This window comes from Alteribacter aurantiacus DSM 18675 (genome assembly GCF_000429705.1).
GTDB lineage: Bacteria > Bacillota > Bacilli > Bacillales > Salisediminibacteriaceae > Alteribacter > Alteribacter aurantiacus.
Window position 1 is genome coordinate 162752 of the sequence record NZ_KE386942.1, and the last position, 23841, is coordinate 186592.

General features: G+C 42.7%; 28 protein-coding genes. 9 read left to right on the plus strand and 19 right to left on the minus strand.

All coding sequences use genetic code 11. From position 1 onward, the window contains the following. Positions 1-34: 34 nt before the first annotated feature. Positions 35-823 (minus strand): MBL fold metallo-hydrolase, encoded by a 789-nt coding sequence (locus G476_RS0116045; protein WP_026690995.1) that lies wholly within the window; start codon positions 821-823, stop codon positions 35-37. A 35-nt stretch (positions 824-858) separates the two neighbouring features. Beyond that, positions 859-1170, minus strand: a complete 312-nt coding sequence (locus G476_RS22220) for a hypothetical protein (RefSeq protein ID WP_035187198.1) — start codon at positions 1168-1170, stop codon at positions 859-861. Between the two features lie 324 nt (positions 1171-1494). Between G476_RS22220 and G476_RS0116055 the strand changes: the two genes are divergently transcribed. The 4 genes from G476_RS0116055 to G476_RS22225 all read left to right on the plus strand — a co-directional run bounded on the left by G476_RS0116055 (position 1495) and on the right by G476_RS22225 (position 5662). Next, entirely contained in the window at positions 1495-1788 is a 294-nt protein-coding gene (locus tag G476_RS0116055) for a hypothetical protein (RefSeq protein ID WP_026690996.1), read from the plus strand. 72 nt (positions 1789-1860) lie between these two features. After that, positions 1861-2307, plus strand: a complete 447-nt coding sequence (locus G476_RS0116060; RefSeq protein ID WP_026690997.1) for a spore coat protein — start codon at positions 1861-1863, stop codon at positions 2305-2307. A 205-nt stretch (positions 2308-2512) separates the two neighbouring features. Continuing rightward, entirely contained in the window at positions 2513-3574 is a 1062-nt protein-coding gene (locus G476_RS0116065) for a sulfite oxidase (RefSeq protein ID WP_026690998.1), read from the plus strand. A gap of 273 nt (positions 3575-3847) precedes the next feature. Next, on the plus strand, positions 3848-5662 hold the full coding sequence (locus tag G476_RS22225; RefSeq protein ID WP_051314876.1) for a serine hydrolase domain-containing protein: 1815 nt from the start codon (positions 3848-3850) through the stop codon (positions 5660-5662). A 162-nt stretch (positions 5663-5824) separates the two neighbouring features. On the opposite strand, the gene G476_RS0116075 is transcribed toward G476_RS22225, so the two are convergent. Together G476_RS0116075 and G476_RS0116080 are read right to left on the minus strand one after the other, a co-directional pair. Further along, positions 5825-6286: a hypothetical protein gene (locus G476_RS0116075; RefSeq protein ID WP_026690999.1), complete on the minus strand. Its 462-nt coding sequence runs from the start codon at positions 6284-6286 to the stop codon at positions 5825-5827. 17 nt (positions 6287-6303) lie between these two features. Next, positions 6304-6546, minus strand: a complete 243-nt coding sequence (locus G476_RS0116080) for a hypothetical protein (protein WP_156906611.1) — start codon at positions 6544-6546, stop codon at positions 6304-6306. 320 nt (positions 6547-6866) lie between these two features. Between G476_RS0116080 and G476_RS0116085 the strand changes: the two genes are divergently transcribed. Both G476_RS0116085 and G476_RS22970 read left to right on the plus strand, forming a co-directional pair. Further along, entirely contained in the window at positions 6867-8105 is a 1239-nt protein-coding gene (locus G476_RS0116085; RefSeq protein WP_026691001.1) for an MFS transporter, read from the plus strand. A gap of 434 nt (positions 8106-8539) precedes the next feature. Next, the gene (locus G476_RS22970) at positions 8540-9949 is read left to right on the plus strand and encodes an OmpA family protein (RefSeq protein ID WP_051314877.1); all 1410 of its coding nucleotides are present in this window, start codon (positions 8540-8542) and stop codon (positions 9947-9949) included. A 41-nt stretch (positions 9950-9990) separates the two neighbouring features. Here G476_RS22970 and G476_RS0116095 read toward each other — a convergent pair whose 3' ends face one another. The 9 genes from G476_RS0116095 to folE2 form a co-directional block, all read right to left on the minus strand. Then, complete coding sequence (locus G476_RS0116095; RefSeq protein ID WP_026691002.1) at positions 9991-10377, minus strand: hypothetical protein; 387 nt, start codon at positions 10375-10377, stop codon at positions 9991-9993. An 18-nt stretch (positions 10378-10395) separates the two neighbouring features. Next, positions 10396-11409: a hypothetical protein gene (locus G476_RS22975; RefSeq protein WP_051314878.1), complete on the minus strand. Its 1014-nt coding sequence runs from the start codon at positions 11407-11409 to the stop codon at positions 10396-10398. A gap of 191 nt (positions 11410-11600) precedes the next feature. Next, positions 11601-12317: an AAA family ATPase gene (locus tag G476_RS0116105; protein ID WP_026691003.1), complete on the minus strand. Its 717-nt coding sequence runs from the start codon at positions 12315-12317 to the stop codon at positions 11601-11603. Positions 12318-12348: 31 nt separating this feature from the next. Then, positions 12349-12966 carry an NUDIX hydrolase gene (locus G476_RS0116110; protein ID WP_026691004.1) on the minus strand — a complete coding sequence of 206 codons (618 nt, stop codon included), beginning with the start codon at positions 12964-12966 and terminating at the stop codon, positions 12349-12351. Positions 12967-12985: 19 nt separating this feature from the next. Beyond that, on the minus strand, positions 12986-13513 hold the full coding sequence (locus G476_RS0116115; RefSeq protein WP_026691005.1) for a GNAT family N-acetyltransferase: 528 nt from the start codon (positions 13511-13513) through the stop codon (positions 12986-12988). Further along, positions 13513-14073, minus strand: a complete 561-nt coding sequence (locus G476_RS0116120) for a hypothetical protein (protein WP_026691006.1) — start codon at positions 14071-14073, stop codon at positions 13513-13515. Before G476_RS0116120 ends, G476_RS0116115 begins: the two co-directional genes overlap by 1 nt. A 65-nt stretch (positions 14074-14138) precedes the next feature. Next, positions 14139-14321, minus strand: a complete 183-nt coding sequence (locus tag G476_RS0116125) for a hypothetical protein (protein ID WP_026691007.1) — start codon at positions 14319-14321, stop codon at positions 14139-14141. Between the two features lie 18 nt (positions 14322-14339). Next, positions 14340-14522 (minus strand): hypothetical protein, encoded by a 183-nt coding sequence (locus G476_RS0116130; RefSeq protein ID WP_026691008.1) that lies wholly within the window; start codon positions 14520-14522, stop codon positions 14340-14342. Between the two features lie 478 nt (positions 14523-15000). Then, positions 15001-15909 (minus strand): GTP cyclohydrolase FolE2, encoded by a 909-nt coding sequence (folE2, locus tag G476_RS0116135; protein ID WP_026691009.1) that lies wholly within the window; start codon positions 15907-15909, stop codon positions 15001-15003. Between the two features lie 161 nt (positions 15910-16070). Between folE2 and G476_RS0116140 the strand changes: the two genes are divergently transcribed. After that, a complete protein-coding gene (locus tag G476_RS0116140; RefSeq protein WP_026691010.1) occupies positions 16071-17183 on the plus strand; it encodes an NAD(P)/FAD-dependent oxidoreductase in 1113 nt (370 codons plus the stop codon). A gap of 9 nt (positions 17184-17192) precedes the next feature. Then, positions 17193-18323 carry a nucleoside recognition domain-containing protein gene (locus G476_RS22240; RefSeq protein ID WP_084405804.1) on the plus strand — a complete coding sequence of 377 codons (1131 nt, stop codon included), beginning with the start codon at positions 17193-17195 and terminating at the stop codon, positions 18321-18323. 60 nt (positions 18324-18383) lie between these two features. Here the strand turns inward: G476_RS22240 and G476_RS0116150 are convergent, their stop codons facing one another. Then, the gene (locus tag G476_RS0116150; RefSeq protein WP_035187201.1) at positions 18384-19322 is read right to left on the minus strand and encodes a CobW family GTP-binding protein; all 939 of its coding nucleotides are present in this window, start codon (positions 19320-19322) and stop codon (positions 18384-18386) included. Between the two features lie 333 nt (positions 19323-19655). Continuing rightward, entirely contained in the window at positions 19656-20597 is a 942-nt protein-coding gene (locus G476_RS0116155; RefSeq protein ID WP_026691012.1) for an alpha/beta hydrolase, read from the minus strand. Between the two features lie 224 nt (positions 20598-20821). Between G476_RS0116155 and G476_RS0116160 the strand changes: the two genes are divergently transcribed. After that, on the plus strand, positions 20822-21031 hold the full coding sequence (locus G476_RS0116160; protein ID WP_026691013.1) for a hypothetical protein: 210 nt from the start codon (positions 20822-20824) through the stop codon (positions 21029-21031). Between the two features lie 152 nt (positions 21032-21183). Here the strand turns inward: G476_RS0116160 and G476_RS0116165 are convergent, their stop codons facing one another. From G476_RS0116165 to G476_RS0116180, 4 genes are all read right to left on the minus strand, one after another. Then, complete coding sequence (locus G476_RS0116165; protein WP_026691014.1) at positions 21184-21984, minus strand: cytochrome c oxidase assembly protein; 801 nt, start codon at positions 21982-21984, stop codon at positions 21184-21186. Next, the gene (locus tag G476_RS0116170; RefSeq protein WP_026691015.1) at positions 21984-22445 is read right to left on the minus strand and encodes a DUF2243 domain-containing protein; all 462 of its coding nucleotides are present in this window, start codon (positions 22443-22445) and stop codon (positions 21984-21986) included. Before G476_RS0116170 ends, G476_RS0116165 begins: the two co-directional genes overlap by 1 nt. A gap of 256 nt (positions 22446-22701) precedes the next feature. Further along, the gene (locus G476_RS0116175) at positions 22702-23115 is read right to left on the minus strand and encodes a hypothetical protein (RefSeq protein ID WP_026691016.1); all 414 of its coding nucleotides are present in this window, start codon (positions 23113-23115) and stop codon (positions 22702-22704) included. A gap of 80 nt (positions 23116-23195) precedes the next feature. Continuing rightward, positions 23196-23663, minus strand: coding sequence for a hypothetical protein (locus G476_RS0116180; protein ID WP_026691017.1), 468 nt, complete (start codon positions 23661-23663; stop codon positions 23196-23198). Positions 23664-23841: the final 178 nt, after the last annotated feature.

Genomic DNA, 23841 nt, shown 5'->3' on the forward strand with positions numbered 1-23841 from the left:
TGTCTTTCTTCACATGCTTACATATCTATTCAGCCTAGAATTGCACACTAAATCTTCCAATCCTATGAACCCCTGTTCCGAATCTAATCAACTCGTACTTTTTGAGATAAGTCGTTAGTTCTTTTACCTCATCCAAGATATCCGAGTCTAGTCCGATAGAATTGTGTCCTCCGTATATTTTTTTTACTTCTGTGAGATTGGCCATTCTATCAAGGGAGCGGACCAAGTCTTCCGGGCTTGTACTTGGAAAAAAGGCATAGATTGGCGTTTCATCATAGATGAGATCTCCTGAAAATAAATATCCTTTTTTCATGTCAAAGATCGCCACATGACCAGGGGAATGGCCTGGCGTATGATAGATTTGAAGATTTCTATTTCCCAGATCCAGGGTATCCATGTCTTTTAGTATACCTTTAGGTTTTCCTTGATAAGGTCGGTACGTTTTAGGGTTGAAAGTAGGGGGAGTGGGGAGCGTGATGTCTCTGGCCACATCATTTCTTATTTGCTCAATCGGTAGCCCTTTAATTCCATTTACAAGCCACCCTTCTTCCTGTTCGTGAACGAAAATGTCGGCATACTTTCCATGACTGCCAATGTGATCCCAATGAACATGGGTTGTAAGGACCGTAATCGGCAGTGACGTGAGCTGGTCCGTAATTCTTCTTATATTGTCAATGCCAAGACCAGTATCGATAAGAGCTGCCTTATCCCTCCCAATCAAAAGATAGGAATGGACTTTTTCCCAATGACCAAATTCACTGATAGCATAGGTTGCTTCATCAATTTGAGTAACTGTAAACCAGTCGTCTTTTATAAAGCTCATGATGATTCCTCCTAACATCTATTTGCTTAGCATGGCTATTCCATATCCGGATATAGCCAAGGGATTTCCGGTGGGATCCCTGCCTCTGGCAAAAGAAAGGCAAAGACAAACCACGCTCCCATAAGAAGGCCTACTGCCGTAACCCAACCGGACATGGTCAGGCGGTGACGTGAAGACAGGCCAATGATTCCAAGGGTTGTCGTAAGGATCGCCGTTACCATCATGGAGATGCCAAATTGATAGGCTGTGAGCGCTGTTCGTTCAATTAAAAAAAGAAAATCCACGGAGATGGTGAACAGTAGATAAGTCATTTGAATAAGTAGTCCCACAGGTGCTGCGTGTTTCACTGTGAAGTCACACCTTTCTAGCATTTTATGTATGTAGACAAGAGCTTCCTTGCATAAACAGGTTGCATGATCCTCCTCCACGTAAAGAAGGAGTAAGCCAATTCTACTTTAACATAAACTACCAGAAATAAGACTAGTTGTTTTCCTTTATTTTTCTCTTACATAACCTGCACTGAAACTCTCGAATTCACTATTCATTGGCACGTAAAAAGAATCTGAGGTAATCGCATATTTTCTAGTAAATTAAGCGTTTTGTCTATACCTTTTCATCCTATTTTCATAGACTATCACGTAACCATAATTATTTAAGAAAGGAGGGATCCTATGGAATTCAACAAAAAACTATTAGAAATGTTAGTAGAAAGCACTTTTCAGAAACACGATGTAAAGAAAGCCCAATCAAAACTTACTAAGAAGCAAAAAGAAAGACTACGCTCCATCGTAAAAGAAATGGAACAAGAAGTAAAAGCTTTCGTTGATAAAACGGAGAAAAAAGATGGTTCCCCTACTATTAATCAAAAACCTGCTGCACGTCCTACTAGAAACGCTCCAACCTCTCGCCAAAAGTCAGAAAATAAACCCTATCTATCAAATAAAATAAATAGAAAAAATAGATAGAGTTACTGGATAGTTTGTCCAAACAAAAAGAAAGATTCCTCATATTCTAGTATTGAAAGGAGGTGAAAGAATATGTTCTTTTCTAACAAACATGATGGATGTGGCTGGAACGCTTTGAGCGGGGCAAAACATCCATTACACGGTTGTGAAAGTGATAGCAATGACACCACATTCCAAAATAAATCACTTCAGTTATCTGAAGAGCTAATCATTGTACGAAACTCTTGTGATGTTAACGTTACAACGACCGATACGAAAGCAGCTATTAACCTTCAGGCTGCCCTACAAGCAGCGATCGTCATCTTGATCAGCATCTCTATCGCTGACTCGGATCGTGCTGAGAGCATTACAAGCGATTTAATGCAGTCTGTTAAGTCAAAGCAGATTTCTTATCAAAAAGTTATCGTTGAAGATTCCAAAGATGTGAATATCACATCTACAGACACTCAACTCCTCATCAACATTCAGCTTCTCATCCAACTTCTCATCCTCGTCTCTGCCCAGTTAAACATTTTCTAAACTAAATACCTTCTCAAGCCGGAGGGAGCAATGAGCCTACGCTTGGGAAGGTTTTTTTACATAGAATCAACTTTCTCACCACCTATCTTCCTTTAAGTTCATGTAGAGATCATTAACAAATGCACCCCAAATGTATAAGTGGTATTCTGACGGGCTCACGCAACATATCTTCTTTAGAAGCTACTATACTCTTTAGGAGGTCATTATGCCCTACTTGTTTGTAAGGCCCTACCTCACTACCCGTGGGCTTGTGCCAGAAAATCAGGAAAGCCCAATTCATTTTATTGAATCTGGAATAACATCTGCCCGCAATCACTTTAAAAGAAATCATTTTGCCTATCCCTCCCTTGCCTCATTTAACTATTGGATTCCAATCCGAGGAAATGTGAAGACACCACTGTGGCTGTCTCTGCAACAATTATACGCTTTACCCTTTATCACTGTTTCTACATTACTGGAGTGCGCCGGTAATAAACGGAGCCTTTTTGAGCCGGAGGTTTTTGGTGAACAGTGGGGAAAAGGAGCAATGAGCCAAGGTAACTGGCAAGGCGTTCAACTGAGGACACTTCTTACTATGGCAGGCATTCAAGAAGGCTCTGTTGAAGTTGTCGTCGAAGGATATGACAAAGGTAAAAGAGCAAATTCAGACGAACCTGTTTCGTATAAGAGGAGCCTGCCCCTTGAGAAAGCGATGCACACCGATACGCTGATTGCCTATGCATACAACGACAAACCGATCCCTTTTAGACACGGTTTTCCTCTAAGGTTGATTGTACCAGGCTGGTATGGAATGGCCTCGGTAAAGTGGATTAAACAAATTGAAGTCTCCGATAAGCATTATCGAGGCCCTTTCCAAGCAGAAGATTATGTATATTATCCGGAAAAAGACAGTGATAAAGGCTCCTTTCCGGTAAGGGTAATAAATGTGAACAGTTCGATCCTTCGTCCAACAGATAGAGATCTCCTTTCAAGAGGAACCCATGTTATTGAAGGCATCGCCTGGAGCGGAAGTGATGAAATAGTGAAAGTTGAGATCAGTGTCGATAATGGAGTCTCATGGACAGAAGCCGACCTAAATCATGTCGGTGAAGGCAACTACCACTGGAAGCGCTGGTTTTACGAATGGGAGGTATCCAAGCCAGGCGAGTACACTATTCTTAGCAAATCAACAGACGAATCAGGTCAGGTACAGCCTACCAAATCCTTTTGGAATCGGAAAGGGTACGGGTATAATGCCGTCGATAAAATAAATGTGAAGATCGAATAGGATGAGGCATTGAGCAATTTCAGTGCCTCCTTGGGGAAGTTTCAGTCAATAGGACAGCAGACACCTTCGGATTTTCACCTTAAGCAATACAAGCTAGACTTTTCATATGATATTAATATCATTTCCCTCTTCCTAACCACAAAAGTACAAACGACCTCCGTCCAACCTACCAGTTTTGCCAACAGAAAAGGAAGAACTTCTCATGCTAAAACCTTTCGACTCCCTCACAATTAATTTATAGAATATTTAGATAATATATTCAGGAGGTTCGTCATGAAACGAATACGATCAAAAGGTATAGTCGGTCTTTTATGCGTAGCTTTACTAGGAACAACCTTCACTCCCCAGTCACTTACATCAGCACAACAGATTGCCCCACCCCATTCCATTGAGGAGGAGCAGTTTTATCACGGGAAACCAAGCTCACTTCCTGCACAAGTATCCGCTCCAGACTGGGCAAAAGCATGGGACAGAGCCGGTAAACCAAACAGGGTTATAAGAGAAGGGCATCCGTCTCAGGTTCAAATGACCGAGGAATATTTAGAAAACATTGACGATGTGGTTCTAAACGGAATTGATGAGAACAAGTATCCCGGAGCCGTTGCCATGGTCGTTAAAGACGGGCGTATCGTAAAACATGAAGGCTACGGAAAAGCTTATGTTTATAAGAACGATACAGAGATTTTACCCGAAGAGGAGCAGCTGGCTATGGAAAAAGATACGATCTTTGATCTTGCCTCTCTAACGAAGATTGTCACCTCTATAGCTACGATGCAACTGGTAGAACAAGGCCAAGTCAGCCTAGATGATACACTAGCGACTTACATACCTGATTTTGGTATTTTGGGTAAAGAAGAGATTACGGTTAAACAGTTATTAACCCATACTTCCGGTCTAGCCTCATCTCATCCTTTGGATCACTACGACACCGAAGAAGAGAGACTTGAAGCTTTATATACATTAGAGCTGCAAAATGAGCCGGGTACAACGATGGTTTACAGTGATTTGAGCATGATCCTCTTGGGGCTTTTAATTGAAGAAATCTCTGGGGAATCATTGGATTCTTATATCTACAATCACATCACTAACCCTCTTGGTATGGATGACACGATGTTTAATCCTTCTGAAGAGGTTTTGCCAAGAGTCGCTCCAACAGAGCATTCACCATGGTCTGGAAGAGAAATGGCTTGGGGTACGGTTCATGATGAAAAAGCATATGCCATGGATGGTGTTGCAGGTCACGCAGGCCTGTTCAGTACAGCATACGACTTTGCCATACTGTCTCAAATGATCTTAAACGGTGGCAGGTACGGGAATACCCGCATGCTTGAGCCAGAAACTGTCTCTCTCATGCTCACTGACCAAATGACAGATGAAACAAATTTGGGTCAAGGGCTTGGGTTTAACTTAAACCGGGGCTGGTATATGGAGGGTCTTTCCTCACCTGTAGCTGCTGGGCATACGGGTTTTACTGGAACTTCCTTTGTGGTTGATCCGATTACAGATACGATTGTTATCTTTTTTACAAACAGGGTTCATCCTACTCGAAACGGACCTTCTATCAACCCCGAAAGGCAAGATGTTGTTCAACAAGCAGCAAGAGCATTGCCGGTTCGACCTGCAGCTGGTCAGGAAGCTTGGTTCAGCGGAAATGGAAGAGACAAGAACCACACTTTGACTCTTCCTGTCACTCTTGATGAGAACAGTGAGCTGACCTTTAAAACGTGGTTCGATATCGCCGATGACATTCCGCGTGACTTTGGTTATCTTGAAATTTCCACGGACCAGGGAGGCTCATGGGAACTTCTTGAAGGCGAGCTCTCCGCCAAGAAAACGACTCATGAACACGACGGTGTCTTTACCGGATCCACAGGTTGGCAATGGGTGGATGCAGCATATGACTTAGAACAATACAATGGCGATGCACTCATTCGTTTTCATTATGAAACAGATGCTTCAGCAAACGGGCGAGGCTGGTACATTGACCGGGTAAGCATAAAAGGTGATAACGGATACGTATTCAGAGACGGTCCTAACCCTGATCCGGATGTTTGGCAGGCAGAAGGTTGGAAGTTAAGCGGAGATTAGGTTAAGAGACAACTGAATCCTTGAGTAATTGGTGATTTATTGAAGCCCCGGTTCTTTTGTGGATCGGGGTTTTTAAGTTCTTTAGATAGAGAAGCTTTTGGATACGCCCTTTACTAAAGTGGAAAAACCATACTCACATCTTTAAAATGAAACGGTTATTCACTAACTGTATTTATGTAACAAATCATCAACGGAATAACCTATAAAATCTTCTTGGTTGCGAAGTTTTTTATCCTCTGACACGAGATTTAAACCGAGGGTGGAAGATTCATAAATAATAAAAAGATCGTAGATGGTTGAGAGTTTTTGCTGTTGGGAGAATTTATCTAAAATACGTAGGAAGTTTTCTTTCTCAGGGTGTACGAAGAAATTTTTTTCAAAAAAGGGCGTTAAAATGTCGGTGATGTTTTTAATCGGGATAGGATTACGTTCTCTCGGCCTCCCATCACTATCGTAAGCGATTAGCCTTTTAGCTCCAAAAAAGACGATTACTTCCACTACTACATGACTTGAGAGATAAAGATGAATGATGTCTTTTTCTGCAAGATGGAAAACAGCTTCTGCCTTTGAAAAGTTTAAATCTGCTGTTAGGAGGCTGATGATTAAATGAGAATCCAAGATCAATTATTCTTTCACCATAGTCACAAGTGATTCCTTTCATCATCAACACATTGGGCATAGCGTTTGTGCGCTGTTTCCATTTCTTCATCACATTGTGGGCTAGAGATAGAAAATACTCCTTTGAATTCATCTAAAGGTGTGTTTTTTGTCCACTCACTAGTCGCTCCCTTCCTCAGCACCAGTGTTTCAGGGTTCACTTTTACCTTTTGGGAAATCAGGTGTTTTCTTACTTTGCCTATACGTCTTGCTTTCATAACAGACATCTTTTTCACACCTTTCACCGTTCTTTTAATCATCATAACACTTCCCATAAATTTCTAGTAGTAAACAGTATCATCGAAGTCATCTTTTTTTAATCGCACTCCCTTAGATAGAAGCATCCATAAGTTAACCACCTGCTCCAAAGCGTTAAACTAATGTATAATCGAACTTTCAGTGCATAACCAGTAGGAATAAATGCAGACGCATACCGAAACACCGCCTCCCCCCTGACAACCTTATCTACTTCTCACCCAACAAACCACCCTCATGTGATACACTAAAAATGGTATATTCCTCCAACTTTACATAAGGGGATTTTCATATGAACAATCGTTTAAAAGCGTGGCGCGATCCGGGGCTTCTCCTTGGTTCACTGGGGATTGCTAGTATTGGAGATTTCATTTATTTAGTAGCGATTAACCTTCTTGTTTACCAAATGACAGGATCTGCTACCGCGGTTGCGGGCCTATGGATCATTGGTCCTTTGACCAACATTGTGACGAAGTTTTGGACTGGTAGTTTCATTGATTACAGAAGTAAACGAAGCGTAATCATGGTAACTTACGTGTTGAGAGCGACCTTCATCTTAATGATTCCTTTCGCTCCGAATATGGTTGCGATTTACACCGTCCTAGTCCTGTTGAGTGTAGCTAAATCCTTTTTCGGTCCCGCTTCAGTGACCTATGTGACCATGGTTGTACCAATAGAAAAGCGGAAACGATTTAACGCCCTTCGCTCCTTCACGTCTTCAAGTGCGTTCATCGTAGGTCCGGCCGTTGGTGGGGCTTTGATTTTTTTAACATCCATCGACACGACCCTTTGGCTAAACAGCGCGTTCTTTTTAATAGCTGCTATTCTCTTGCTGTTTTTACCTGAGAACGAACACGTGGACAAAAAAATGATTCCGGCACTCACATCTGCCCAAGTGATGAGCGATTTCACCGTTGTGGTTCAATTTGTGTTAAAGAACAAGTATGTTGCGTTCGTCTATCTCGGTTTTATTGCCACTATGCTGTTTTCTTTTGCCATGGATGCACAAGAAGTTGTATTTACTCAACAAGTGATCGGAATGACCGAAGTAGAGTACAGCTTGCTGATCAGTATTACAGGAATCGGCTCCGTTATAGGCGCAGCCCTCTTGTCCTTGTTTTCCAGTCGCCTTTCCCTTCGGTACATGATCGTAGTTGGTTTGATGATGATGACCACAGGCTATGTAATTTATGCTTTTTCTTGGTCGTTTCTTTCTATTGCTGTCGGCTTTACGATTCTCGGATTTTTTAATGTCTTTTTAAATGCAGGGATTATGACGTTTTACCAGAATAACGTCCCCGTAAAGGTGATGGGCCGAGTCACAAGCATTTTTCAGTTAATTCAAAGCGTGTTTCAGGTCGTGTTTATTTTAGCGATCGGGATTACAGCGGACCTCATGAGCCTTCGTCTAACCATCGTTACGTTAGCGCTCATCATGCTTATCTCAGCTTTCGTCTTCTCCTTTGCCGTGATGAACAAGAGATACATTGATTTTTACAAAGAAGAGCCTGAACAAATGAAAGCCAGTTAAACGACTCGAAAGGAGCACTAACATGTACAAATTCATAAGGTGCCTCAAAACTATGCCCTCTTGTTACCACTGTGACCGTACGTTTCAATATCGAGAGCTCTTATTTAGCGTTGGGATGTCTACTACTTGCCCTAACTGCAAAAAGAATAATGACCAAGAGAAACAGGCTGTGGCTAGGTAGTTTCGCGCCTGTTGTCACCATCTTATTCTATTCATTCCTTCTCATCGCTCAACCTTCTTTGGTTACGAGTTTGAGTGTAGCCGCACTTGTAATGGGGGTCTTACTTCTCATGATCCCACCACTGCAATCATTTACCGACAAAGAAGAACCACTGTTTTAATTCTACGAAAATAGTATTTGGTAATGATTGCAAAAACATGGATACTCATCTATTGTATACAAAGATATAAGTAAAAAAGATAGGATTGATTTGATGAAAAGATATGGTTTTTTAGTCTTTGTCTTCCTTTTCATCCTGGCTGGCTGCTCAGATGAAGAACAAGAGTCCGAAACCACTGGAGAAATGGAAGAAGATCGTATAACAACAGAATTAAACGATACCAACGAAGAAGATCCCATTGATGAAGCATACGAGCTTACGGAAGAAGCGTTAACTGAGGAAGAAAACCGATTCGAGGCTATCATTGAAGCAACAGACGAAACCATTATCATTAAAGGTACGAGCAACTTGCACGAAGGAACGATCGTCAGTGCGCAATTATATTCGGATCCCTTTCGGATTAGGCCTCCAATTGGGCAAACGAGTGAACGGACCGAAGTAGATGAAGATGGAGAATTCGAGTTTCAATTCACTCCTCCTAACATTGAACAAAGATACATAGATGTGGAGCTTACCGTAGACCCGAGTCACCAACCTGACGAGCTCTCAGCTGTATACGGGGAAAAAGGAGAACAGTTAATAGGGCCACAAGTGTATCAGACGGAAAACCTTCAACGGGAAGAGGGACAAAAACTGTATGCGAACAAAACGATCTACGTTACTGACGATGAGAAGGAATTTTCCATCTTCGTCCCAGAGAGCATGGAACGCACCTCTGACTATGGAGACACTGAAATATGGATTGAGACGTCTGTTACAAATGATCACCGTTACTTTTACATTGAAGGACAAACCAACCTCATTGAAGGAACACGACTAAGAGGAATTTACTATTCCACAGAGGACGCCACCACCCCTCAAACATGGATTCCATACAAAACATTAGTCGAGCCTGACGGGAGTTTTCTCTTACGCGTCGGCTACCTTGATCTGACTGCAGAAAGCTTCATTTTACTAGAGAGCGATGCTATGAATCTCAACCAGCTTCCTGGACAAGCCGAATCGTTGTACGGTGAAAACTACGAAAACATGTCTGGAGAATTCGTAGTTGATGAGGAAGATGGGAAAAAGATCGAATTGATCCTCTACCCGGACACACCTAATTTTGAAGCACCGGACGAAGGAAACTTGACCACTTCCGGTGATGAAACGAAAGTACATCTCCCTGACGATGTGTTGTTTGATTTCGACGAAAGTAGCCTAAAGTCTCAATCCGAGAACGTTTTAAACGACGTTATCACCATCTTAGAAAACCTTGAAGAAGGGACGAACGTTCACATTAAAGGACATACGGATAATGAAGGAAGTGCCGATTACAACCTGACCCTATCAGAGGAACGAGCAGAGTCGGTTAGCTCTTATCTGAATGAAAATGGGGATTTAAGCGGACTTGAAATCGAACAAACCGGCCTTGGAGAAACGGATCCGATTGCTTCAAACGAAGATGAAGATGGGAGAAAACAAAACCGCCGAGTGGAGATTGTGATTAACCCTGATGAATAATGAAAAAGAGGTTGACCCAACTGGATTGGATCAACCTCTTTTTATTTGAGCTCACCCGTTTTTCTAAAATGCGTTGAAACAGTGAATCCCCATCTCGCAATCCCTTGTAAGGCAATATACATCAGTGTAAAAATGAGGGTGGACATCGTTGGCGTAACAGGTTTAAACCAATACGCATGTTCATCCAAAAACAGCCACTCCGCTAACCCTATCGATGTTAAGACAATCACACCATTCACTGCCAAAAACAAAATCACTGGCACCTTGCTTGCAACCCAACCGATGACAACGGCGCCGAGTAAAAACAAGATGGTGTTAAACCCCTCAAAAGAAAAAGGAAGTTCACCATAAAAACGTTCATAATATTCGGCATACTGTAGCAAAAACGGAAGATGAATGAGAGATAAAAGAATAAATACAACGCGCATGAACGACCGCCTCCTCGCTTAATAATTTAAACGTTCCACAATACGGTTTGTTCCGTCTATTTTCACATAAACCACGTCTCCGTCAGACGCATGAACATACCAAAATCGCGCACCGTCTTTAACGGGAATGATGTCTGCTTCTTGTCCACCCACTTCTACCCTATCAACCTTTTCATCATGGATGATCCCTACATAGAAATGTGGAAAGCGCTGGGAAGCTGTCCAATTGACTTGGCCTTCTTTCACATTTGCTCCCAGGCTCTGCTGCCAGTACCATTGGTCGTCTACTTTTTCAAAGTATGCCAAAAAGATTTGTTCTCCCTGACTGTTTTCCTCTGTAAACACAACGATTCCGTCGTCTTCACTTAATACTCCTTCTTCCATCTTAATCACTGAATAAGGTTGTTCATTCCGATCCACTTGTACATTCATCATCCCATGAAAGGAATCATAGAGCGTGGTGTCACTATACCTTTCTAATACTCTTTCGTAGAATGCTAGATGGTCTTGCTCAGCGACACGGTTGATTTGGTCATGAAACGCCTCATATGTATCAATCTCATCTTGGATGAAAAAATGAGAGGCATCATGCAAGTCCGTTGCAATAATGTGAATTAACGCTCGCTCTCCCCCTGACAACTTCCCGTTTTCGTAAAATGGAGCCCCTTCGTAAACAATCACACCATCCTTTTCATACCGGCCTGTTGTCAGAAACGTGAACTCATCGAAAAGCTTCGAGTACTCCACTTCATTGGTTTGTTCACTTTCCTCATAAAGGCGTTCATCCATCCGCACAAAGATCGTGTTTAACTCATGTAGTTCAGACTCCAAGTCTTCGTAATCACTATTCGTTATACGGTTAAGGTGAGTAACCGCCTCTTCTAGATCAGCTGAAAAATCACTCAAAAACCGTTCTTTTCTTTCTTCCTTACTCTTTGAATTGGTTTCATGATCTTGTAGAAGAAAGACCCCACCTAGTACTATGATTCCAATCAATCCTAATGGAATCATTCTCTTCCGTGATTCTTTCATCCAATTCCACCTTTATCCACTATTGTCACACTAGTCAAACACACACATAATGGAAATCATCCCCTTCCTATAAAGGGACACGACTACGAAGAGCAATTATAAAAATGATTTGTTTCACCATGTTTCTCTGTCCCCCATTACACCAAAAATGAAGAGCTCCGAACGACTTAGGAGCCCCCTTTCATTTCCGGTCAATCTTCTCTAAAAATGTCCTGCAAAAACCGCTCTCTATTTTGTAAAAAATAGCTTGTTATTTGATAGTGATCGGTACTCTCGTATTCCGTCTCTGCTATTTTTCCATTATCAAAGCTGAAGATTGTAGCCTCAGGATATCCTAATAGAATTGGAGAGTGTGTGGCAATAATAAATTGGCAATCACTTTTAGTCGTCAAATCATGAATCAATTTAAGGAAAGAAAGCTGTCGTTGGGGCGAAAGGGCAGCTTCCGGTTCATCCAACAAGTAAATGGCTTTTCCTTTAAATCGATTCGAAAAAAGAGAAAAGAAGGATTCCCCATGGGATTGTTCGTGTAGCGATCTCCCACCGTATCCTTCTTGTGCTCCAACGTCATCGATATGTGAAGCGAAATGGTAGTACGATTCCGCTCGAAGAAAAAAGCCGTTCGTTACTTTCGGTAGCCACGAAAGTCGTATGGCGTTTCCAAGTGCCGACTCCGATCGCTCTAAATCATAAGCGTTGTTACGCCCTCCACCAGCTGTATTAAATTCGCATTTATCCGCAATGGCTTCCAACAGTGTGGATTTACCCGAGCCATTTTCACCCACAAAAAACGTGACCTTTTTCGTCAACTCTAACTGGTCAAGGTGTTTAATTGTTGGAATAGAGTAGGGGTATTCCTTATAAGACGCAATCCTATCATGTTGGAGCGTTACTCGTTTTAAAAACATTTTTTGATCACCTTTATAATTATTGTATATTTTAATCTACCAACGTTTCTTTACTAGGATTTCTAAAATGCTCAAACACCATCTTCAATTGAACGGGAGTGTTTCTTCTAAGAGATAGCTCTGGTAATTCATGCTCTCCAAAAAACCTTACGTCACCCGTCTCCAAGCCTTTTTTCGCCGTGCCCCCGGTGATTGTGCACTGAATGAACAGTTTATAGAAGTGGAACGGTTGCGGTTCATGTCCATGTTTATTCGTGTCCAACACGGCTAGTAGCTTAGTCGGTGTGACATCAAACCCTGCCTCTTCCTTGATCTCTTTGACGATGTTTTCACTTGGAGAAAGTCCTACATCACAAAAACCACCAGGTAGCGCCCACTTCTGATCCATTTTTTCTTTTACCAACAGCACGCGATTCTCTTTAAAAACCACGCCTCTAACGTCTACCTTTGGCGTTTGGTACCCTTTTTCTTCTTTAAACATGTGAATCACGTCGTCTTTTTGCACGTTTGTATGAGAAGCGATCATCTCGGCGCTGATTTCTCTTAACTCCTCGTATCGTTCACGATCAAACGCATCCTTTGAAAATGCGAGCCCCGATTGTGAAAGCGCCTGAATCCGCCTGGCCCAGTCGAGCCACTGCTTTTGCATGATGGACACGTCCTTTCCTTTATAATACTGCCTCTAGTTGAATGTCTCTTCTTTCTCTCTCGTAAATGGGCAGATGAATTTCTTTTGCCGGCACACACCCTGCCCGTTTGTAAAATTGCTGGGTTTCGATGGCTGGATGAGCGCCGATATAAAGCTTCTCTGCACCTGATTCTTTAGCTATCTTTTTTGCCATAACAAAAAGCTGTTTCCCAATTCCTTTGCCTCTCATTGCTTTTGTCACATGAAGGTAAGAGAGTTCTTTATAAACTGATGTCTTACCAAAATGGCCCGCCTCAAGGACTGCAAAACCAACCACCTGATCTTGCTCTTTAGCAACGACCACATTTCCGCCTGTGTTTATTGTATGTAGGATATGAGCCACGATCTTTCTTTTTTCAGTTAAGGACCACTGTTCTTTAAACGAGTCTTCTTTCTCCATCCATTTGTCGTTTTCCAACGCAACCACAGTGACTGTTTCTTGTGTGCGATCGAAGAGGTCCAGCATGGTTGGGGTCACTTCCTCAGCCTTAAGAACAGATAACGTCACTACGCCTCGCTCCCATCTTTAATCTCCCAGACGATCTCTGTCAACCGCTCCCTCACTACAAGCTGTGCTTTTCTTGCCCGTTCATCCAACTGCTCGAGCTCCTCTGTTTGCACACGCCAAGAGCGCTCGGATTCGTCTTCCAATCGCTTGACTTCTCGTTCAAACCAACCGGGATTTTTGTCATAGAGTGTAATCGCCGCCCCCTTTTCACTAAGCTCACCAGGCACGTCAAAATTCAAGTCTCTCAACCATTCACGGAACCCTTTATCTTCAAGGACAATACGTCTTTCTTCTAAAATAGCGATCACTTCTTTGGCCACAAGAGGATCAAAGCGTTCTTCCACTTTCTCCTGTACTTTTGCAAAAGTAAGACGTTTTTCTCCGGCAACCTCGCCCTTTTTTTCGTTCAAATAAACAACAAGCATGATCGTCATCGCGCTTGTTACAATGAATCCCCTCACATCAAATTCGTCAAGAACAAACCATTCATACACCATTCCCACGCCAAAAAGAATCATTAGTGCGATTCCCGTAGCTAAAAAAATGGATCGTTTCGTCACAAAAAACACCCCCTGTTGCTAAAAGAGGAAACGGACCAATACACCTCAACACCTTTAGTATCCTTTTAGAAAAAACGGAGGATAAGAAATACGGTTGCCACAGCCGCCATACTCCCCGATAACGTCAAGGACCACTTATCTCTAGCCGGATCCTCTTTTCGCTTTTTCAACTCCAAGATAAATGTAGCAAGAAAAAACACAAAGAAACTTGCCGATACAATCGTGAAAAACAAAGACCATCCTGTCATGTATACGCCACTCCTTCATTAATTTATTAGAAAAAAACCGACTTGACTAAGGGTTACGGTAAGAAAGAATACGACGAAACCTAAAATCATCCAGGAGTAGTGCGACTTTTTGCCACGGAGGATCGCCATCAAAAACCATAGTAGAGTTCCAGTTAAAAAAGCCAATCCTAAGATAGCGAAGAACATATTTACCATAATCATCGAACCGCCACCTCATACATTGTATATGCATTAAGTTTAACATAATATCCCAACGGACAGTGGCGACAAGTAGGTCATTCTGTTGCACTTTGCAGAAAGTAATTAGGTATTTTAACCTACTTCTTCGTATATCCATGTTCATATACAGAAAAAAGGAGGCGCTGAAATGAGTTCAGACTTTTCAGCTGTCTCAAAACGAAGGGGGAATCCCCCCAATTCAAGGGGAAAGAGGGAAAGGAGGTAGCTCCACATTCAGTGTGATGGTGGGGGATTTACGGGTTGAGGTGCTCATTTAACGGCTTATGATAACGAATTGACAGGTTCGCGCTTTGCATTCACGGTTTCAGTTCTCTTATTTACGGCTTTGATTCTCTTTTTAACCGGATAGCCAATATGAAAATAATCATCAACACATTGAAACATGAATAAACCCACACACAAAAGTGCCCGGATGCGAGCAATCGTCCGGGCACTTTATCTATTCTTTTTTATTTATTTCAATCCTTCCAACCGCATCATGGAGATGTATCGATTCTTCATTGCGACATTCGACCGTGAAACATGTAATTGCCTCTTCTTCATAAAGATCGGCTGCAACAAGTCGCGCTAAATCTTCTACAAACCTAGGGTTTTCATAGGCGCCCTCTGTTACCGCTTTTTCGTCCGGACGTTTCAAAACCGGATACAACATGGAGCTGGCATTTGATTCTGCAGCACCTAAAAGGCATTCCTTCCACGACTCTCCAAGCTTATGTCCATCAAAGTCAGCCTCAACTGTGACAAACCCTCTCTGATTGTGGGCGCTATATTCACTAATCTCTTTTGAACAAGGGCAGAGTGTCGTAATAGCCGCTTCAATCCCACCTCTATAACGAATTCCTTTTGTCTCATCGTAAGATACTTTCAAGGTGCCTTTTGCATGCATCATTCCTGCCTTCTTTAAAACAGGACTTTTCCTCTCAATGAACCATGGAAAGCTCACTTCAACATCAGCACACTGTTGATTCATTCTATCGGCCAGCTCTTTTGTAAAAGCAGCTATATTCTCCAGTGAAAGCACAAAGCCTTCTTTCTCGTAAAACTCGTGGAGCACTTCTGTAAGTCTGCTCATGTTTATGCCTTTTTGCTCGCGACTAAGTGAGGTAGTCATGGTGAATTCGGCTATAGTAGTTTGCCGTTGCGGATCATTATTCGATACGACAACGATCGGGTGCTTCACTCGAGAGACGCCCACAGCTTGTATAGAAAACAAAAAGTCTTTGTCCTCATTTTGAAGATCGACCATCTCTTCTTTTTGTGTTGGCTTTGTACCAGGTGCTGGAGGTACAGATCCAAAGAGGGTGTGCCTCTCTTCTTTTGTTGGCCATTTCATTCGGGTTGTGACCATGGGAACATCCCCTTTCGCGAATAAGAATGATTACGTTTTGTAGTGTATTTTACGAGAGACTGGAACAAACTGCAAGGGATTCCCCCTTTACTTCTCACACGCATACCAGTATGATAAACAACATAAATAGTAATGATTACGATTCGCAAGGGGTTTTCTATATGCATTATGATGTGATTATCGTTGGAGCAGGACCTGCCGGTGTAGGCATTGGTTCTCTCTTTAAACAACTCGGAATGGAACGGTTTACGATCCTTGAGAAGGAGGACGTGGGCAGCACGTTTTTGAAATGGCCAAAAGAAACACGACTACTAACTCCTTCTTTTCCCGGTCATGGCTTTGGCTTGTTGGACTTAAATGCTGTCGTTCCCAGTACATCTCCCGGGTATGCCTACGACACGGAGCACTTGAGCGGAGAAGATTATGCGGACTACTTACAAAGAATTGCCGATCACTTTGAACTACCTGTCGAGCGTGGTGTAAGTGTACAAGAGGTTCATAAAGATCATGATCGCTTTTTTGTTGAAACATCAAAGGGCACGTATCAAAGCGAATTTGTCGTTTGGGCTGCAGGAGAGTTTCAATATCCAAACAATAGACCTTTTCCCGGAGCTGAACACTGTCTTCATACAGGTGAAGTTCCTTCTTGGAATTCAGTAGACGCTGGGCACCATGTGGTGATTGGTGGCTATGAAAGTGGCGTTGATGCGGCGTACCATTTGATCGAAAGTGGCAAACAAGTGACCGTTCTTTCAAAAGGAGAACCATGGAGTAACGACGACCCGGATCCAAGTATTTCGTTGTCTCCATTTACAAGTGAGCGGTTAGACAAAATAATTGATCGTCAGGAGCTGTCCCTTGTTGAGCAAGCGCACGTCATTCGAGTCGAAAAGGACGAAAACGGCTACCTTATTCACCTCGATTCAGGAGAATCAATGAAGTCAGAGACCCAACCGATCCTGGCTACTGGATATAAAAGTAGTCTTTCTCTCATTTTGGAGCACTTTTTTTGGGAAGACAGCGGTGATGTAAGGTTGACTGAATCTGATGAGTCTACAGTAACGGAGGGGCTTTTTCTAACAGGACCTCAAGTGAAGCATGTGGATGTGATCTTTTGCTTTATATACAAGTTCAGACAACGCTTCGCTGTAATCGCAAAGGAAATCGTTACACGTCTTGGCCTTTCTGTGCAAGAAGACGTTTTTGACGAGTATCGTAAAGCAACTATGTATCTTGACGATCTTTCATGCTGTGACAACAGTTGTCAGTGCTAGGGTGTTACGATGAAATCACATTCTCACTCCTATCCTGAGCCCTTATGGCTTCCACCTTTTTTTCGGCAGATAGGCGTCATAGTGGCCATCCTGCTTATCTACGGTTTGCCTATTGCTTTGGCTTACCAATTTGCCTCATTGGTGGAGCCGGTCGTGGAACGTTATTTGCTGGAACCCGTTAGTCATGCCTTAAGGGAGTATCCGGCAATGGTTCAAGCTTTTTTCATCGGTGATTACGGGCTCGTTTCACTTGGTACCTTTTCGTTTGTATGGGCATTTCCTGTCGTCCTCTTTGTGGGCATCAGCATCGCGATCACAGAAGAATCAGGGCTACAAACAAAGCTCGTCCGAACCATCGATCCACTACTCAGAAAAATCGGTCTAACAGGTGCTGACTTAGTTCCTGTATTAACCGGTTACGGGTGCAATGTGGTCGCATTGATGCAAGCGAAAAGTTGCCATTCCTGCAGCCAAAAACAATGTGTATCCATGATTTCTTTTGGGTCCGCGTGCAGTTACCAAATCGGTGCTACGTTATCGGTGTTCAATGCAGCCAGTGCCCCTTGGTTGTTTGTGCCTTATATCGCTTTGTTGTTTATTGTTGGAGCGATTCATACTCGATTATGGTATGAAAAACCTCCAGAAAATCCATTTTTGTATATAGGAGGAAAAAGGCTAAGAAGACCAAAGAAAAGAAACGTGTTACTTAAGCTACGAGGCATGCTCAGCCAATTTTTGACCCAAGCGATGCCAATTTTTCTATTCATTTGCTTTGTAGCTTTTATATTAGACGAACTCATGATTATGAATATGTTCATTCGTTTGCTTGAGCCGGTATTCTCCTTTTTCTCCTTACCTTCTGAGGCTTCTGTAGCCATTCTTTTCTCCATATTAAGAAAGGATGGCATCCTCCTTTTCAATGAAGGTGGCGGAGCCTTGTTAACATCGTTCTCCACACTGGAGATCTTCGTTCTTGTGTACCTCGCATCTACCTTATCTGGGTGCCTCGTAACCGTATGGACAATGGCCAAGCAAATGGGGATAAAAGCAGCTGTCTCAGTAACGAGCAAGCAAGCGACTACATCCATTATCTCCGCACTTGTGATGCTTGTTGTAGTTCGATTGATGATGAGTATGTAGAAGTCATCCATATAAAAAAAGAAGGCGCCTCGTTTCGTTCCCAGGCGCCTTCTTTCTCTTTTAATTATATACTACACACCATTTATTCCACTCACGATTAACCTTCTCCACATCCAAGTCCACCCCAATCAAGATCAAGTACATCTCTTCAGAACTGGCTTTCTCCCAATACGTTTTTTTCATACTATGTTGAACAAGATACGTATTATCCTTTATGTTTATAAACCCTTTAGCTCGAACGAGACCGGGTTTTAACTCCTTTAAGAACTTCTCCACCACTCTTTTAGATGGAACAGGGCCTGGTACTTCCAGTTTCAGTGTTTGAATCCGCGAATGAGGATGCTCTTTATTATTCTCTCGCTTGATTTCCTTAGGAGCACGATCGTTCGGTGCAAGAAGCTCGTCGATGTTTACGTTACAAAAGCTCGTATACGTAATTGGAGCTATCGAGTTATGCTTTCTTACCGCCTTTTCGACTTTCTCTCTCTGTTTATCTTCCATTTGATCGATCTTATTGACGAGGAGCACATCAGCGAACGACATTTGCTTACGTGTCGTTCTTACCATCGTTCGTTCTGCAGTAAAAATGCTATTGTAATCAAGAATGTGTTCCCCATCCAAGACAGAAATGACTTTTTCCAACTTAATCATTTCCATAAGTTTAGGCTCCGCGAGGGCATCAGCCACTTCTTCAGGATCTGCTACACCTGTAAGTTCGATCACAATCAAATCAGGTTTCCCCTTGGCTAGCTTTACCATCGCACCTGAGACCTCACTCTTTTTATTGCAACACATACATCCGTCGAGGAGTTTCTCGATCGGCATCGATTTGTCCAGTCCTGACACAATTTTGCCATCCGTATCCGTTTTTCCGATTTCGTTCATGAGAACGCTTATATTCAACCTTTTCTTTTTAGCATTCTTGATGATTTCAACGAGCAATGTTGTTTTCCCGCTTCCTAAAAACCCACTCAACACGTAGACAGGGATCCTCTCCATTTGTATTACTCCTTTCTTACCCACTAGATAAAGCGTAACAGTTACGATTTATATTATGAGTCAGATCCCTATGGACTTCAAGTGTGAAAAAGAGGATAAGGGCCGACCTTGTTTTCATTCTTGGTATTTAAGTGATTCCAACTCGCTCTCCCACTGTAAAATGCAGTCACATAAATCATCACTCATCAAGAGAGATTGACGAATTTCTCCTGTGAAATAACGCCTTTCTTTTAGATCAGAATTATTAGCGGCTTCCTCTTTCATCTTAACGGGCTTGTATTTCCCTTTTTCAAAACACTAAAAAGACCGCCACCAAACGGACGGTCTTTCCTTTTATTCATTTAAAAAAGCGAGTGCTTCTTCAACATATTTATCAAACGCCTCTGGGAACTCATGACCCATTCCCTTAACTATTACTAAGCGACACGGGACATCGTAATCAAGGAACATCTGATGAAGGGCTCGCTGCTTACTCAAGTAAGGGTCGTGTTCCCCGGTTAAGATATAGCCTCTAACCTTGCTACATACCCCTTCTTGTAGCAAGGCTTCATACACGCTGAGGTCTTTAATCGAAGGTACGATTGTAATAAAGCGATGGTCTCGTAACGGGCGATGCTTTAAAGCATAATCAATCGCGAGCTTTCCTCCTTGAGAGGCGCCGCTAATAATTGTGTTCGATCCTTTTACACTAATCTCATCAAAGGCATCGTAAGACTCTTTCACATCACGCGCCGCTTGTTTTTCATCATCCCAGCAAAAAGTCTCAGCACCGAAAGCCTGGGAAGATTGCGGAAATGCCATGTGCCAGTCTGCAAGTGACGGCGCATCCTCAAAAAACTCTGAAAAGCACGTTGCGTTATCCCCACGCCAATGGATGGCGAACAGTCTTTTGTCACTAAGCTTATTTCCCATCGTCACAAGAACTGGGTCCAGTGTCCCTTTTACCGCCTCGTACATTTTTTCACACTCGTAAACAAAGCGCTCAAACCGAGCATCTCCTCTTAAAACCAAGAGCCTCGACTCTTCTTTCACTTGATTCGGGTTCCACCACAGACCTTCATCTAGTCCCTCAAAGCCAACAGCGAATGCCTTATCTACCGCTCCTTGCATCGCATGGGCACATATTTCCCACATCTTCGTTCGGTATCGTTTCTCAGGGTAGCTTTGATTGACTTGGTCGACCAAACGAAACACCTTATCGTAATCGTGGCCATCAAAGGCCGATAACGCCTCCCGTTGAAGATCGACAAACCTTCCGTGAGCCTGACTTTTCATAAAGACCCCTCCTGATTTAATAGCACACTCTTCTATACATAGTTCGGCAAAAGTGAAAAAATCCCCTTTAGTGAAAAGTCGACATCATTTATAAAAAAGAGAAAACAGCTTCTAACTCCGTGGCGAGCGTCACGTCCATTTTATCGATAATTCCAAAAGTGATATAACGCCTCGCTTTATGCTATGATTTCACTATGAATTCATTTTTTTAGGAGACGATACCATTGGACCCTCGAATTACCCTTACATTAATCGCGCTCGTTTTACTTACGATCGGCTTTATGCAATTTATATGGCTAAACAAAGAGTACCAAAAGTCGGAAGACGAAGAAGTAGCTTCTAACCTACCGAAAAAATCCATGATTCGCATTAAATTCGGAATCGCCTCGATCGGCCTTGGCACCCTTCTTGGGGTTGCGGCGGTATTTCTGTGAGATAAGAAGGCCATGTATAACCAAAAGATCCATTTCGTTTTTTGTAAAAATCACCAATCTATCACGAATAAGCCTGTCAAAACCAAACCCCCATGTGATATCAGAAGGCTAGAAATCACATGGGGGTTTTTCATATACAACTAGTTAATGGCTTATTCCGTTACAGGATAGAGCGTTTCATACGATCTTGGACGGGCTGCATGATACCACTCTCGTAGTAGTAGAAACACGATAATGGCATCCACTAAATCCCCACCATAAAACATAAGCATTCCTCCAGCTTCCGCCTGGGTAGCCGGTACTCCTGCAGGTGGATTGGCATAGAGGTATTTGGACAGAATGCCGTGACTAGCCAGAGCTAGGACAAGCGCGACACTCCGGTACAGAAAAGAGGGTCTGTTTGGCATCGGATCCTTTGTGATCATTGAAGCCGTAAACACAAACCCTGCAATAAAGACGTGGGCATGAATGAGGACATGAAGGACATTACTTTCATGCATCCCATTGTATAGGGGCGTCGTATATAGCACCCAGAGTGCTCCCATATTCATAAATGATGCTACAAAAGGATCAGTAAGCACGTGAACAATCCGCCATTTCAGGATCCCGCTCACCCGCCTCGCTTCCGTCAAGGGCAGTGCCCGGAGAAGCAGTGTCACGGGAGAGGCCAGCACCATCAAAAGGGGACCAATCATTCCAAGAAACAGGTGTGTCATCATATGTACATAAAAATTGTGATGAGCTTCCACTGCCAGAGGCCCAGCCACCGCTACCAAGGCAAAGAGACAGCCAGTAACCCAAAATAGTGTTCGCCACACGGGCCACGCACGCCCATTACGAGCACTAATGTACAGACAAAGGCCGTAACCGGCAATGAGGAGTACAAATGGCATAGCCAGAACGAGTTGTGGCCAAAATGAGAATGCGCCACCGTGCACATGCATGTGGTCCATTACACCTCACCTGCCCTTGATTCGTTCTGTTTCCGTGACTTCCTTAGTAGGTAAACGCCAGCCAAAAGAATCAGCACTGCACTCACATTCCAGGCGATGTCGTAGTAGATGACATTCTCCACATAGCGGATCTGGTGAATCCTCATCACCTTGTGCTGAATCAGTCCGTCATAAAGCTGAAAAGCTCCCGCCCCTGTCAAAAAGCCACCCCACCATCGTGTCCAATGGAGAGCCTTTCTTCGCCTGAGGTCAGCAAACATAAACAGCCCTCCAATTGTTGCAAACCAGCTGAACGCATGAAATAGACCGTCGGAAATCAGACCGATATCTGTGGTGGCAAGATCATAAAAATGATGCCATCTTAAAAGCTGGTGAAAAACAACTTCATCAAAAAACGCTATAGCCCCGAGTCCAAAGAGTACTCCGGACCAGAGATTACGGCTTTGGTACCTTCCTTTCATGACCGAATCCTCCTTTCACATATCCTCCTTATATTCACCGAACAGTGTGGTAAAAAAAGGGTGTCTCTATACGTGTTTCCCCGTTTGAGTTATGACTTACACCGTAAAATAGACTCATTTTCACGTACTGGTTACTTTCAAACTTGGTGATATGTCAATGGAAAAAAGTGATGAATAAGCGGGCCAATGTGATGGAGAAATCGTATGACGAATAACCCTAAAAGACATAGCCACCTCTTCATCATTACACCCTCCATTATTTTAATGGAAAAATATCTTTATATTTCCCCTGCTTATTCTCCCATTCAATCCACACCTCAAAGACTTCATCTTCAGTAGGCGCAAAACCCATACTAGCAAATTCTTTTCGTTCACCGGATTCCAACATGTAAATCACTTCGTTTTCGTTTAGGGTTGTTTGCTTTTTCCCATTATTCAAAAAGTGAAGGGCTGTAATCTTCCCTTGTTGAGGCTCCCAAAAAAGGGCTGCCTTCATAAACTTCTTCGGATTTGGAGATGGTTCAAGGGTATAGATGACAGTAAATGTTCCATCCGTTGATTCGCCCTTCGTCGTCCTTACTTCACTTCCTACCTGTGATTGACTGTATAAAAAAAGAACTGCTAACAATAAAACCATCATCATGACTGTGACCCGCCACTTCCCCTTCATGCCAAACCTCCAATCACCAATAATAGAATATATTTACATATTTAATATACAGCCAACTTCACAAATTGAATAGATCAACACTACTGCACATTCAAATACATTGTGTAATAGACCATGCCTTCATCCCACCTCGCCATTACGTCCAGCACCGTTTCCCCATCATAATTGGATACTATGAGTTCATTATGCGTACTCAATAGAGTGTTTTCTTGGTCTCTGTCCCACTCCCGTACTTGGTAACTAATCGGCTCTGAGTTAAACGCCAATGAAACGGAAGCACCTGCTTCTACATCGACCGGCTCTTGCTCGGTCGAAATGGCCCAAGGGGGATTGGAGTCCACTTCAATCACCACGACAGTCCCGTCTTCTTTCTCAACACTCCACGTGCGTATCCCTTTTAATGGACGAACGGTTTCTTTACCTATTGTAACGGTTAGATTAGGTGGAGAGGTCAAAGGTGTTTTTCTTGAAGCCTCACTAGTTTCACTATTATTCTCACAACCTGCCATTACCCCAAATACAACTGCCAGCCACAAGAATTTCTTCATACTACTCTCCCCTTTAATAAAAACAGACGACACTTCAGGAATAAAGTTCCATTTCCTTATACTAGCATCACTGTTTTCATGGTTCGTAAAAATAAACCTAATCTTCCCAAAAAGAAATTGAATATTCCTCAACCATAAGTTATAGTGTGTATATAGACATACACACCACAACACTAAA